Below are 13,706 nucleotides of genomic sequence, written 5' to 3'. Positions count from 1 at the left end.
AGTATTTCTATAAATTAACCAATTTATGTCATGATTTGTTCATCAAACTGAGATCAGTTGTTCATCTTCTCTACTTAAGTTTAAGACACTCATTGCTTAAAACTTAGGTAATTTTATGTCAGAGAAAATTTCACGCCGAGAATTAATTCAAAAAAGTCTACTCGGTTTTGGGGCTTTATCTATACCTGTTGCTTTTACAGGTTGTAATGATGGCTCAGATGATGAAAGCCCAGAAATACAAGTAGATTTTCTTCATGGTGTTGCAAGCGGAGACCCACTACAAGATAAAGTTATTTTGTGGACACGAGTAACACCGACAGACTCTGGGGTGCGCTTAAAAGTTGTATGGGAAATTTCAACCGATAATCAGTTTAAACAAAATTTAAAGACGGGAATGGTTGAAACAAGCAAGACTGATGACTTTACAGTGAAAGTTGATGCAGCTGGGTTACAAGCAGATACGGTGTACTACTACCGTTTTAAATTTGGTAATAAAGTTTCACCGGTTGGGCAGACGAAAACATTACCAACATCCACCAATAAAGTGAGCTTTGCAGTATGTTCTTGTTCTAACTATCCTGCGGGTTACTTTTATGTTTATCGTGAAATGGCAAAACAGAATGTTGATGTCATTATTCACTTGGGTGACTATATTTATGAATATGGGGCAGATGGCTATGCGACAGAAGATGCAACCAAGTTAGGCCGTAATTTACCTGCCGATAATAATAAAGAAATTATTAAATTAGATGATTACCGCAAACGTTATGCGCTTTATCGTCAAGATAAAGATTTGCAAGCAGCTCATCAGCGCCATCCTTTTATTGTGATTTGGGATGACCATGAGTTGGCAAATGATGCTTGGCGTGAGGGGGCGGAAAACCATCAAAGTAATGAAGGGGCTTTTTCGGACCGTAAATTAGCTGCTCTACAGGCTTATTTTGAATGGATGCCAATTCGTCCAGTTTCTAGTACAGATCATTTAAATATTTATCGCCAGTTTAATTTTGGCTCTCTTGTTCAGTTAACCATGCTAGATACGCGTATTATTGCGCGTGATAAGCAGCTTGCATATGCAGACTACATGACAACTACAGGTTTGGATATTGCAAAGTTTCAGGCAGATTTAACTAATCCGGTGCGTACTTTGATGGGATATACGCAAAGAGATTGGTTGGTCGATAAATTAAAGCAATCTACAGCAACATGGAATGTAGTAGGGCAGCAAGTTTTAATGAGTAAAATGTGGATTCCAGCTGAGTTGTTGGCGTCTTTAGGGCAAATTACTTCAGGAGGAACTTCGCCTGAGGCGCTTGCTAAGATGAATGCACAAATTACCGAGTTGGTCGCTTTAAAACTTCGTTTACAACAAAATGATCCGACATTAACAGCCCAAGAAAAAGCAAGAATTATGACGGTTTCACCATATAATCTCGATGCTTGGGATGGTTACTATGCTGAGCGAGAGTTTGTGTACGATAAATTGGCAGAGTTTAATAAAAAGATCATTGTGTTAGCCGGGGATACACATAATGCATGGGCATCTTATTTATATAGCCAGAAAGGGAAATATGTTGGAGTTGAATTAGCGACGAGTTCTGTATCGTCTCCAGGTTTGGAAAAATATTTAAGTATTCCACTGACTCAGCTTCAACAGTTTGAATTTGCTTTTACTACATTAATTGATGAATTGGTTTATTGTAATTTAAATCAACGAGGATACTTGTTGGTTACTCTAGATCAGGCGCAAGTTCATTCTGAGTGGAGATTTGTAGATTCAATTAAAAATACCGAATATCAGATAGATTCAAGTAGACAAAACGATATTGTATTGGATCTGAATTTGATGCCGTTAAAACAAGGTCAAAAGACGGCTTAAAATTAAAAAATAGAGGGTTACATAGTAGCCCTTTTTTTAGGCATAAAAAAACCAGCTTACGCTGGATTCTTTATGGCACCATATTCAGTAATTGAAGATGGTGCCCGGGGCCGGACTCGAACCGGCACGCTTTGAGGGCGGGGGATTTTAAATCCCCTGTGTCTACCTATTTCACCACCCGGGCTTTACCAAATTTGGAGGCGGAGGTCGGAATCGAACCGGCGTCCACGGAGTTGCAGTCCGCTGCATGACCACTCTGCCACCCCGCCTGCATTTGGTGATGCACATATTAGCAACCTTTACAAAAAAAACAATACTGTTTTGAGCGAAGATGCACATAAAAACAACATCTAGAATAAAATTGTCGAAATTATCATGTATTATTGGCACATTAAATTCATGTCTACCTTGGAGATGTGCTGTGGCATTGGTTTTAGACGGTCGTGCATTAGCAAAGCAAATTGAAGAAAATTTGTTGGTACGTGTTGAAGCTTTAAAAGCGAAAACAGGTCGTACCCCAATTTTAGCGACTATTTTGGTTGGGGATGATGGTGCTTCTGCAACTTATGTACGTATGAAAGGGAATGCCTGCCGCCGAGTAGGTATGGATTCATTAAAAATCGAATTACCACAAGAAACCACAACAGAACAATTATTAGCTGAAATTGAAAAGCTTAATGCCAATCCAGATGTTCACGGTATTCTTTTACAGCATCCAGTTCCTGCACAAATTGATGAGCGCGCATGTTTTGATGCGATCTCTTTAGCAAAAGATGTAGATGGCGTAACTTGCCTTGGTTTTGGCCGTATGGCAATGGGTGAAGCTGCATATGGTTCAGCGACTCCTGCTGGCATTATGACGATTCTTAAAGAAAACAATATCGAAATTGCTGGCAAACACGCGGTTGTAGTTGGCCGTTCAGCAATTTTAGGTAAACCAATGGCAATGATGTTGTTACAAGCAAATGCGACAGTAACGATTTGTCATTCACGTACACAAAACTTACCTGAGCTTGTGAAACAAGCTGACATTATTGTTGGTGCTGTAGGTAAAGCTGAACTTATTCAAAAAGACTGGATTAAACAAGGTGCAGTTGTTGTAGACGCTGGTTTCCATCCGCGTGATGGCGGTGGTGTAGGCGATATTCAATTACAAGGTATTGAAGAAATTGCTTCTGCTTATACACCAGTACCGGGTGGTGTTGGTCCAATGACCATTACAACTTTGATTCGTCAAACTGTAGAAGCTGCTGAAAAAGCTTTAGGTTAATTTAATTTATTCACGGCGGCGTCCTACCGTTTAACGCAAATGTTAGGAGCTCGTATGTTACTTTTCTTTCGGGATGAGTAGCGAATGCTACGCAAGACCAAAACGGTTGCACTAATTAAAGCAGTGGAATTGAACTAACGTATTTTTAGTAACTAGCCACTATCATGCTTTAAGCTACTGTTTTAGTCTTGCTCGCGATGCAGATGATCAAATAGTAATTATAAATTGTTGAGCTTATTTATGAGCTGCACCTTTCAACTGTCCAAAGCCCCTGAACATTTACTTCAAGCCTTACATGAAGTCATTCCTCATTGTGAATTAATGGCACAACAGTTGCCAGAAACTCCAATTTCTTTATGGTTGATTCCACCTGTTTTTCCAACTGATCGATTGGATGACGAAGTTATTCGCCGTATCTGGAATGACACGCCGTATTGGATTTTCTGTTGGGCATCAGGCTTGGCGATGGCTCAGTGGATACTTGCAGAGCCACACCATGTTAAAGATAAAGTGGTGTTAGATTTCGGAGCAGGTTCTGGTGTAGTGGCAATTGCTGCAAAAATGGCAGGAGCAAAACGCGTAATCTGCTGTGATATTGATCAGGTTAGTTTAAATGCTTGTCGTGAAAATGCTTTACTTAATGATGTAGAACTCGAATATTTGGATGATTTATATAAGGCTGAACAAGTCGATATTTTACTTGCTGCCGATGTGTTATATGACCAATGTAATCGCTTTTTCTTAGACGAATTTTTAAAATTTGCACCAGAAGTATGGGTAGCAGATAGCCGTGTTAAAAACTTTAGTCATCCAAAATATGAAAAAATTGAAGAAAGAAGTGCAACAACTTGGCCAGATCTGGATGAAGCGAAAGAATTTAGAAATGTAAGTTTTTATAAGACGCTGTAAGAGAACAGCGTCTTTTTTTATGTTATGAACAAGTATAACGAACGACTTTTAATGTACTTGGACGTGCTTCAAGTGCTTGGCGTGTCGCATAATCTTCACCATTATTTAAGCTAGGTGTATTTGATAAGCCAAAAGAAGCGCGGGTTTCACCTAGTTGAATTCCGTAATGCTCATCTTTAGCTGGATTAGGAATTTCATTGATGCTTAAAATTGATAATTTATAAACTTTCTGAGCACCTAACACATTTTGACAAGCGCGTTGCAATTTACGCTCATCAAGTTGCTGGTTACTACGACCAGCTAAAGTGTAAGCTAAAGTCGCTGAAGTTTTTGTTTGGTTTTCAATCTGGTAGCCAGTTGAACCATTATATTGTCGAGGCGTAGTCTGACATGCAGTTAAAATGAACATACTACTTAATGCCAAACATAGAATACTTTTATTCATCAGTATCGTCCTTATTTTCTTATATGAAGTATCTCATAAAATAGAAACGTTGTTGGAGCTTATTCACTAAGTTAGAGCTAACATTCACTTATGATATTAGCTCTAATTGAAGGATTTTAATGTTCTTTAATTTTTGAATGATGCTTGGTGTCTTTCATGAAGATATAAATCAGCAATGAAATGAAAATCATGATACTGACGTAAATAAAGAACCAAGATTCGTGCCCGGCTTCTTTAAAACTTAATGCAAAAAACTCGGCTGTACCACCAAATAAAGTATTCGCAATTGCATAAGGTAATGCGACACCTAAAGCTCGAATATGTGCAGGGAAAAGTTCAGCTTTCACTACAGCATTAATTGATGTGTAGCCGGTTACCATAACCAGTCCACCTAAACATAGCCAGAAAGCAGTCCAGTAGTTATGCGTGTTTGCAAGTGTATCAAACAAAATATAAGTGAATAAAACACCTGTAACCCCGAAGGCGATCATAAGCGGTTTACGGCCAATTCGATCTGATAAGGCACCTGCCAATGGCTGTAAGCACATAAAGATGAATAAGGCTAAAGTGGTAATTTGAGTAGCCTCAGGCTTGGTAAAACCAGAAGTATTCACTAAATATTTCTGTAAATAGGTGGTGTAAGTATAAAAAGCTAAAGTACCACCAGCAGTTAGGAATAATACAGTGAAGGCTTCTTTAGGGTAATGTTTAAATAAAGCAAACATTCCTGATTTCGGCTGATCTGTTTCTGCTTGAGCGTTTTTAAAGGATTGAGTTTCCAATAAGCCACGACGAATACGGAACACTACAATAGCTAAAAGGGCTCCGATGAAAAACGGAACACGCCATCCCCAGTCATGCAGTTGTTCTTCGGTGAGTATCATTTGCAAGATGAGTAGTACGCATAAAGCTGTAAGCTGTCCTGCAATTAAAGTGACATATTGAAAGCTTGAGAAAAAACCACGTCGATCTTTTTCTGCCATTTCACTTAAATACGTTGCACTTGCGCCATATTCACCGCCTACACTTAAGCCTTGAATTAAACGTGCAATAACCAAAAGCAATGGAGCAAATACGCCAATACTTTCGTAGGAGGGGGTAACAGCAATCAGTAGCGAACCGATACACATTAAAGTAACGGAAAGCGTAAGGCCCGCTTTACGTCCTTTACGGTCAGAATAGATCCCCATAATCCATGCGCCAATGGGACGCATAAGGAAACCCACTGCAAAAATAGCTGCAGCTTGAAGAAGTTGTGCGGTTTGACTTCCTTTTGGGAAAAATGCATGAGCAAAATAGAGCGTAAATGCGGCATATACATACCAGTCGTACCATTCGACAAGGTTACCGGCAGAACCGCCCAAAATTGATTTTAGACGGGTTTTTGTATCTAAATTAGAATGTGGAGTTGTTGCGGTAGAAGGTTGATCAACCATGATTCGCTCCATGTTTCGCTTGGGTTGAATGCTAAAAAAGAGAAGATTTATTCCGTTTTTACATATTATCTACAGGAGTATTTCACTTTATTTTTTTTATGTCTGTAAAACAATGTTTATTATTTAAGCAAAGGAATAAGTTGAATATTTATGTGATTTCAAATTAGGCGATCAGCATATTTTTATCTTCTAATTTCAATATTTTTCTTATTACTTTTTTCCATGCAGTAAAAAATTGATAAAGAATGGGTAATGTTTGGACGAAGAAACCCTATGCCACTTAAAAATAATGATATATTCCAAAGAAAATTTTAAATAAATACAGTTAGGCATGATGTTTTTGCATTGTGGGCTAGATGTGTGTGGAAAATGAAAGGGACATTCAGATGTCAAATTGCCCGAAAAAATATATTGTCGCTTTTGATCAGGGAACAACAAGCTCAAGAGCAATTGTTTTAGATCATGATGCGAACGTTGTCAGTATTGCTCAAAGAGAATTTACCCAGATTTACCCTCAGCCAGGTTGGGTTGAGCATGATCCTATGGAAATTTGGGCAACTCAAAGTGCTGTATGGGTCGAAGCATTGGCTCAAGCTGGCATCAAGAGTGAACAAGTTGCGGCAATTGGAATTACAAACCAACGGGAAACCACTATTGTCTGGGACAAAAAAACAGGAAGGCCTATTTACAATGCGATTGTTTGGCAAAGCCGACAAACAACGGAAATATGCAATCAATTGTATAAAGCAGGTTGGCAAGAATATATCCGTAAGACCACTGGTTTAGTCATTGATCCATATTTCTCGGCCACAAAAATTAAATGGATTTTGGATCATGTTGAAGGCAGCCGTGAGCGTGCTGAACGAGGAGAGCTATTATTCGGTACGGTGGACACCTGGCTCATTTGGAAACTAACTAATGGTGCTGTTCATGTCACTGATTTTACCAATGCATCTCGAACCATGCTGTTTGATATCGAAAAGCTTGAGTGGGATGAAAAACTTTTACAAGCTTTAGATATTCCTAGAGCAATTTTGCCGGAGGTTCGTAGTTCATCTGAAGTTTATGGATATACACATACCATTAGTGGACAAGAAGTAGGGATCCCAATTGCCGGAATCGCGGGTGATCAGCAGGCTGCGCTTTTTGGTCAAATGTGTGTTGAGTCGGGACAGGCTAAAAATACCTACGGTACTGGCTGTTTTCTACTCATGAATACGGGTAAAAAGATTGTCCGTTCAGAGCATGGATTACTCACAACTATTGCCTGTGGTGCGAGTGGTGAGGTGAACTATGCCTTAGAGGGTGCCGTATTTAACGGTGGTTCTTGCGTACAGTGGTTACGTGATGAATTAAAGGTTATTAAGAATGCTAAGGATTCCGAGCTTTATGCAACACGTGTAAAGGATAATAATGGTGTATATGTAGTACCTGCTTTTACCGGATTAGGAGCACCGTATTGGGACCCGACAGCTCGCGGCGCAATTTTTGGTCTGACACGTGGGGCTAGTATTGAACATATTATCCGCGCAACTCTAGAGTCTATAGCCTTTCAAACTCGGGATGTTTTAGATGCCATGCAACAAGATGCAGAAGAAGAGCTTCGTACACTCCGTGTCGATGGAGGAGTAACGGAAAATAATTTCTTGATGCAATTTCAGGCCGATATTTTAACGACACCGGTAGAGCGTCCAATAATGAAAGAAACTACAGCATTGGGTGCAGCTTTCCTAGCAGGGTTGGCCACTGGTTTTTGGCAAGATCTTCATGAGTTAAGAAATAAATCTGCCATAGAAAAGGTTTTTGAACCGAAAATGCCTTCTGAACAAGCTGAACTCATTTATAAAGGTTGGCTAAAAGCAGTTAAGCGTAGTCAAAATTGGGCAGAGGATTGAACTTTTTCTTAATTAATTGAATTCAACAGTAGGGTAGTCAATGGATAGTTAAATGCTAGAGGATGCAAAATTGATTATTCTACTTTTTTGATTGTTGTTTCATCAATTTGATGTTTTAATTTTTATAAGATCAACAATAAAAAGAACATGAGAAATGAAAGTACAACCTAATGATTATTCAAAAATATATGATATTGCTGTAATTGGTGGCGGTATTAATGGTGTTGGTATTGCCAATGATGCAGCAGGGCGCGGATTATCGGTATTTTTATGTGAAAAAGATGATTTAGCCAGCCATACCTCATCTGCTAGCAGCAAATTAATTCATGGCGGCCTACGTTATTTAGAACATAAAGAATTCAGGCTGGTCAGAGAAGCATTAGCAGAGCGTGAAGTATTGCTAGCTAAAGCGCCACATATTATTAAACCAATGCGTTTTATCATGCCTCATCGACCCCATTTACGCCCTGCATGGCTAATTCGAGCAGGTCTATTTTTTTATGATCATTTGGGAAAACGAGAAAAATTATTAGGATCAAATCTCATTTATTTCAAAGAAGACAGCCCTTTAAAACCAGCGATAACACGTGGTTTTGAATATTCTGACTGTACTGTAGATGATGCGCGTCTTGTGGTGTTAAATGCACTACAAGCTAAAGAGAAAGGGGCAAAAGTCGTTACACGTACACGTTGTGTTAAGGCTTATAGACAACAGGAATTGTGGCATCTGGAGTTACAAAGCGGAGCTGAGTTTTATCAGATACGTGCGAAAGCTATTGTAAATGCGGCGGGACCTTGGGTTGAAGAAATTATTAGTGAAAATCTGGGATTAAGTTCGCCTTATCAAATTAGGCTTATACAAGGAAGTCATATTGTTGTGCCAAAATTATATGACTGCCATAAGGCCTTTATTATGCAAAACGAAGATCGACGGATCGTTTTTGCAATTCCTTATTTAGAAAAATATACCCTCATTGGTACAACAGATCAGGAATACACAGGTGATCCACAAAAAGTAGAGATTACTGATGTGGAAATTGATTACCTTTTGACAGTGACAAATTCACATTTTAAAAAGCAGTTGACGCGAGCTGATATTGTAAGTCAGTACTCGGGTGTGCGTGCTTTATGTGATGATGAGTCGGATAATCCATCTGCAATTACACGCGACTATACTTTGGCTCTACAGGCAGAAGATAAAACCACACCATTGCTCTCAGTGTTTGGGGGCAAGATTACAACTTACCGAAAGTTAGCCGAAGCTGCTTTAGAACATCTGGCTCCTTTTTTTAATGACATGGCAGAGGAGTGGACTGCAGATGAAGCATTACCTGGCGCCGAAAACTGGACAACCCTAGAGGATTTAATCAATCAGATTAAAACACGTGTAAGTGGAATTTCTGACTCACTTGCCAACCGTTGGGCTCATGCATATGGCACAAGAGTGTGGAATATGCTTAAAGAGCGAAATGCTGTAGAACAATTGGGTCAACATTTTGGCCATGATTTGTTTGAGTGTGAAGTCAGATATTTGTGTGAATATGAATGGGCTCACACAGCAGAAGATATACTTTGGCGCAGATCTAAATTAGGTTTGGCATTTGATGAAAAACAGGTAAAAGTTTTAGAAGCTTATTTATCAGAACGTCGATTAAAAGATGATGCCGCATAATAAAAAAAAGGTCGCACATGGCGACCTTTTTTATATAGAGCAATTAGAAGCCAGTTTTTACAGCTTCAAGTAAAGCTGCTTGACGTTCTTTTAATGCTTTAGGTAAGCGTTCGCCAAGTTTATTGAATAACTCAGTGTGGCTTTCAATTTCAGTAACCCATTGGTCTTTATCTTGATTTGTGATGAGGTCAAATTGTTCTTTAGTGAACTCAGTACCTTCCCAATTCAAGTCTTCATATGTTGGAACAAAACCGATAGGTGTTTCAACAGCGTTCGCACGACCTTCACAACGATCAATGATCCACTCAAGAACACGCATGTTTTGACCAAAACCAGGCCATACGAAGTTGCCTTCCGCATCACGACGGAACCAGTTTACGTTGAAGATTTTTGGTAATTTGTTGCCAGAAGCTTCAGCTTTTTCACTTACTTTCGCACCAAGGTTTAACCAGTGGTCAAAGTAGTCAGCCATGTTATAGCCAGCAAATGGAAGCATCGCGAATGGGTCACGGCGAACAATACCTTGTTGACCAACAGCAGCAGCAGTAGTTTCAGAACCCATAGTTGCCGCTTTATATACACCGTCAACCCAGTCGAAAGCTTCAGAAACTAAAGGTACTGTATCTGCACGACGACCACCGAAGATGAATGCAGAAATTGGAACACCTGCTGGGTTTTCCCAATCAGCATCGATAGATGGACATTGACCTGCTGCAACAGTGAAACGAGCATTTGGATGTGCTGCTTTTTCGCCGTTTACGTGAGGTTGACCTTTCCAGTTAGTTAGGTTGGCTGGAACTTCTTTAGAAAGACCTTCCCACCAAACTTGACCATCGTCAGTTACTGCTACGTTTGTATAGATAACGTCTTTGTGAAGAGTTGCCATACAGTTCGGGTTAGTTTTGGTATTTGTACCAGGTGCTACACCGAAGAAACCAGCTTCAGGGTTAATCGCATATAAGCGACCATCTTCACCTGGTTTAATCCAAGCAATATCGTCACCTACAGTTTCGATTTTCCAACCTTCATAACCTGCTGGTGGAATTAACATTGCAAAGTTTGTTTTACCACAAGCAGACGGGAATGCAGCAGCGATGTAGTGTTTTTCACCTTGAGGGTTAGTTACACCAAGAATAAGCATGTGTTCAGCTAACCAACCTTGTTCGCGTCCCATGACAGAAGCGATACGAAGAGCTAAACATTTTTTACCAAGTAACGCGTTACCGCCGTAACCAGAACCGAAAGACCAGATTTCGCGAGTTTCTGGGTAATGAACGATATATTTCTCTGGGTTACAAGGCCAAGCAACATCTTTTTGACCTTCAGCAAGTGGAGCACCTACTGTATGTACGCAAGGAACAAACTCGCCATCTGTACCTAATACGTCATAAACTGCTTTACCCATACGTGCCATTTTGCGCATGCTAACAGCTACATAAGGAGAGTCAGTTAATTCGATACCAATGTGAGCAATATGGCTACCTAAAGGACCCATAGAGAAAGGAACAACGTACATGGTACGGCCTTTCATTGAACCTTCAAATAAACCATTTAATTTTTCACGCATAACAGCTGGATCTTCCCAGTTGTTTGTCGCACCAGCATCTTCTTTATTTTGAGAGCAGATGTAAGTACGATCTTCAACACGCGCAACGTCAGATGGGTCAGAATTTGCAAGATAAGAACCAGGATGTTTTTCTTGGTTTAATTTCTGCATGGTGCCGTTAGCGATCATCAAGTCGATTAGACGTTGATACTCTTCTTCGCTTCCGTCACACCATTCGATTTTTGCTGGTTTGGTTAAGTTTGCAATTTCTTCAACCCATGCTATAAGCTTAGGATGACGAACGAATTCTGGTGCGTTCACTGTGGTCATGGTGAGGCCTATTCAAAATATGTACAACGTACAAGTCATTCATTGGGATACAATGAAAGATCAAATAAAAAAGTGGCTGTATTAAAGCATAAAATCATAAAAAAAATAAGACTAAAGACTAACTAGCAGATATTTGGAGTTTTCTTTATTTTTTAATGAAAATCATATGTTTATATGTTTTTATAAGGTTTTTGCTTTTATATTTTTATGTTATATGTATGTTATTTATCTAAATTATTTTGTTTAAAATCAATGAATTAGTCTTGAAAAATTTTTTTGAGAATTATTATTGATTATACAAATGAAGCTCATTCAAAATTTACATAAAGAGACTTTTAATAGGCGATTTTATATACAAAATAGAATAAAGAACTGACTTTACGATAATAAAATGCGGCCTTTGAAACCTCTTTCAATCATCTATAACGAAAAATCAGGATTTCATGCTTCAAAACATGAAGACGTCTATGAGCAGCTCATGACTGTATTTACAGAATATGGTTTTGAAATACAAGTATTTGAATTAAATGAAAATACATTATTTGATGATTTGATAAATAATGTTATTCATCGACATTCACAAAATGAAAATACAGGAGTGGTTGTTGCGGCAGGAGGAGATGGTACTTTAAATGCGGTTGCAACTAAACTTAAAAATACTTCTATTCCCATGGGAATTCTGCCTTTAGGGACTTTTAATTATGTTGCTAAAGTTTTAGAGATTCCGTTAGACCTTTTAGAGGCAGCAGAGGTTATTGCAACAGGTAAACCTAGGTCAGTACATGTAGCAGTTATTAATGATCATATTTATCTAAATAATGCCAGTTTAGGTTTATATCCTCTTTTTATCAAAAAACGCGAACTCTACAATAAATATTTAGGAAGACTGCCTTTACATGCCTATACCTCAGCTTTAGATGTTTTATTGAGAGAAAATAAATCAATGAAGCTTTCTATAACTGTAGATGGCAAGAAATACCCAGTTAAAGCGCCGCTTATTTTCTTTGGAAATAACCAATTGCAACTATGTGATATGAAGCTCAGAATTGCAGAATGTGCAGCACAGGGAAGAGTTGCTGGAGTTGTAATTACAAAAAGTGATAAGCTGAGTTTACTAAATATGCTTTGGCAATGGGTTCAAGGTAAAGTTGAAGATGCACAAGATGTATATAGTTTTTGTGCTGATCATGTCATTGTTGAATGTGCAAAGAAAACCAAACTCACAGTGGCCTTAGATGGAGAAATCATAGAGATGAAACCTCCTTTAAATTTCACTGTAGAAAAAAATGCTTTAAATATTATGGTGCCGAATGTTACTACATCTGTCTGATTTACACTTTGGGACAGAAAAAAAAGAGTGTTTAGAGGCAATAAGTGATTTTTGTATTCAGCAACAGCCTGAAGTGATTGTTGTGAGCGGCGATATTACTCAACGCGCCAAATATGAACAATTTTTTAAATGTCGACAGTATTTAGATAGCCTCAATATTCCTTATCTTGTGGTGCCTGGTAACCACGATATACCTTTGTATCATGTCTGGAACCGTTTTTTTTCTCCATTTACCCGTTATCGATATTTTTTTGGTGAATTAGAGCCGACTTTAGAAACTGAACATTTTTATATTGTTGGGGTGAATAGTATACGTCGTCGTTATCATACGCGTGGGCATATTTCGATTGAACAAATTCAAGCTACTTATGAGCGCTTAGACAGAGGACCTAAAAATAAAATAAAGCTAGTTGTTTTTCATCAACCCTTTTATACGCCCCCTGATAATAAGCATGGAATAAAAGATTGTCCGGTTCTGGGTAAAATCGCTTTAGAAAAGTGGAGTACAACTGGTCTATTTGGAATGTTACATGGGCATCTCCATAAAACAGCTATATATGATTTAACTCAGATTTATTCTCTAAAAATAGATCATCCTATTTTTGATATACATGCAGGTACAGCAACTTCTACTCGCTTATATCATCATAATCCAAATAGCTTTAATACAATTTCAAATGAAGGAAAAATTCAACATTATTGGTTTAATTACGATTTAAAGATTTTTCAATTAATTTAATTTATAAAAATTCTATAGGACACTTAACTTATGAGTAGATTGATAAAATTTTATCCATTACAATGCTTAAGCTAAAAATTCTATATATGGGGAATAGGAAAACATTTTAAATGTTTTATCATTTTAAAAAATAATATTAATACATAAAAAGATTTTGACTATATAAAAAGCCGTGCTTTTTAACTAGCTACAATATGGATTTAGTTTTTTATGTTCTTTAATAATATTTTATTAAAATGAGTCTCTATTTGACTT

General features: G+C 38.1%; 10 protein-coding genes and 2 tRNA genes. 7 read left to right on the top strand and 5 right to left on the bottom strand.

Going from position 1 to position 13,706, the window contains the following annotated elements; translation table 11 throughout:
* Positions 1-115 precede the first annotated feature (115 nt).
* On the top strand, positions 116-1,879 hold the full coding sequence (locus tag GO593_RS02375; RefSeq protein WP_001290944.1) for an alkaline phosphatase D family protein: 1,764 nt from the start codon (positions 116-118) through the stop codon (positions 1,877-1,879).
* 98 nt (positions 1,880-1,977) lie between these two features.
* Here GO593_RS02375 and GO593_RS02370 read toward each other — a convergent pair.
* Positions 1,978-2,063, bottom strand: a tRNA-Leu gene (locus tag GO593_RS02370).
* Positions 2,064-2,074: 11 nt separating this feature from the next.
* Positions 2,075-2,148 (bottom strand) — tRNA-Cys (locus GO593_RS02365).
* Between the two features lie 152 nt (positions 2,149-2,300).
* Here GO593_RS02365 and folD point away from each other — a divergent pair.
* Entirely contained in the window at positions 2,301-3,149 is an 849-nt protein-coding gene (gene folD, locus GO593_RS02360; protein ID WP_001229846.1) for a bifunctional methylenetetrahydrofolate dehydrogenase/methenyltetrahydrofolate cyclohydrolase FolD, read from the top strand.
* A 240-nt stretch (positions 3,150-3,389) separates the two neighbouring features.
* Positions 3,390-4,058, top strand: coding sequence for a class I SAM-dependent methyltransferase (locus GO593_RS02355; protein WP_001278006.1), 669 nt, complete (start codon positions 3,390-3,392; stop codon positions 4,056-4,058).
* Positions 4,059-4,080: 22 nt separating this feature from the next.
* On the opposite strand, the gene GO593_RS02350 is transcribed toward GO593_RS02355, so the two are convergent.
* The gene (locus tag GO593_RS02350) at positions 4,081-4,503 is read right to left on the bottom strand and encodes a hypothetical protein (RefSeq protein ID WP_001043188.1); all 423 of its coding nucleotides are present in this window, start codon (positions 4,501-4,503) and stop codon (positions 4,081-4,083) included.
* A 116-nt stretch (positions 4,504-4,619) separates the two neighbouring features.
* Positions 4,620-5,951, bottom strand: coding sequence for an MFS transporter (locus GO593_RS02345; protein WP_001984607.1), 1,332 nt, complete (start codon positions 5,949-5,951; stop codon positions 4,620-4,622).
* Positions 5,952-6,325: 374 nt separating this feature from the next.
* Between GO593_RS02345 and glpK the strand changes: the two genes are divergently transcribed.
* The gene (glpK, locus tag GO593_RS02340; protein ID WP_000063772.1) at positions 6,326-7,834 is read left to right on the top strand and encodes a glycerol kinase GlpK; all 1,509 of its coding nucleotides are present in this window, start codon (positions 6,326-6,328) and stop codon (positions 7,832-7,834) included.
* A gap of 154 nt (positions 7,835-7,988) precedes the next feature.
* A complete protein-coding gene (glpD, locus tag GO593_RS02335) occupies positions 7,989-9,506 on the top strand; it encodes a glycerol-3-phosphate dehydrogenase (protein ID WP_000868048.1) in 1,518 nt (505 codons plus the stop codon).
* 43 nt (positions 9,507-9,549) lie between these two features.
* Here glpD and GO593_RS02330 read toward each other — a convergent pair whose 3' ends face one another.
* On the bottom strand, positions 9,550-11,382 hold the full coding sequence (locus GO593_RS02330; RefSeq protein WP_000214355.1) for a phosphoenolpyruvate carboxykinase (GTP): 1,833 nt from the start codon (positions 11,380-11,382) through the stop codon (positions 9,550-9,552).
* Between the two features lie 391 nt (positions 11,383-11,773).
* On the opposite strand from GO593_RS02330, the gene GO593_RS02325 reads away from it, so the two are divergent.
* Complete coding sequence (locus GO593_RS02325; protein ID WP_001247651.1) at positions 11,774-12,712, top strand: diacylglycerol/lipid kinase family protein; 939 nt, start codon at positions 11,774-11,776, stop codon at positions 12,710-12,712.
* Entirely contained in the window at positions 12,693-13,451 is a 759-nt protein-coding gene (locus GO593_RS02320) for a metallophosphoesterase family protein (protein WP_000924316.1), read from the top strand. Before GO593_RS02325 ends, GO593_RS02320 begins: the two co-directional genes overlap by 20 nt.
* Positions 13,452-13,706: the final 255 nt, after the last annotated feature.

This window comes from Acinetobacter baumannii (assembly GCF_009759685.1).
Lineage (GTDB): Bacteria > Pseudomonadota > Gammaproteobacteria > Pseudomonadales > Moraxellaceae > Acinetobacter > Acinetobacter baumannii.
Note: the sequence above shows the minus strand (reverse complement) of the source record. Positions and strands in the feature narration are given on the sequence as shown.

Bases quoted from the DNA above. Each gene is read 5' to 3' on its own strand.
- GO593_RS02350 (WP_001043188.1), bottom strand. From the start codon at position 4,503: ATGAATAAAAGTATTCTATGTTTGGCATTAAGTAGTATGTTCATTTTA.
- GO593_RS02325 (WP_001247651.1), top strand. From the start codon at position 11,774: ATGCGGCCTTTGAAACCTCTTTCAATCATCTATAACGAAAAATCAGGA.
- glpD (WP_000868048.1), top strand. From the start codon at position 7,989: ATGAAAGTACAACCTAATGATTATTCAAAAATATATGATATTGCTGTA.
- GO593_RS02330 (WP_000214355.1), bottom strand. From the start codon at position 11,382: ATGACCACAGTGAACGCACCAGAATTCGTTCGTCATCCTAAGCTTATA.
- GO593_RS02345 (WP_001984607.1), bottom strand. From the start codon at position 5,951: ATGGAGCGAATCATGGTTGATCAACCTTCTACCGCAACAACTCCACAT.
- glpK (WP_000063772.1), top strand. From the start codon at position 6,326: ATGTCAAATTGCCCGAAAAAATATATTGTCGCTTTTGATCAGGGAACA.
- GO593_RS02320 (WP_000924316.1), top strand. From the start codon at position 12,693: ATGTTACTACATCTGTCTGATTTACACTTTGGGACAGAAAAAAAAGAG.
- GO593_RS02375 (WP_001290944.1), top strand. From the start codon at position 116: ATGTCAGAGAAAATTTCACGCCGAGAATTAATTCAAAAAAGTCTACTC.
- GO593_RS02355 (WP_001278006.1), top strand. From the start codon at position 3,390: ATGAGCTGCACCTTTCAACTGTCCAAAGCCCCTGAACATTTACTTCAA.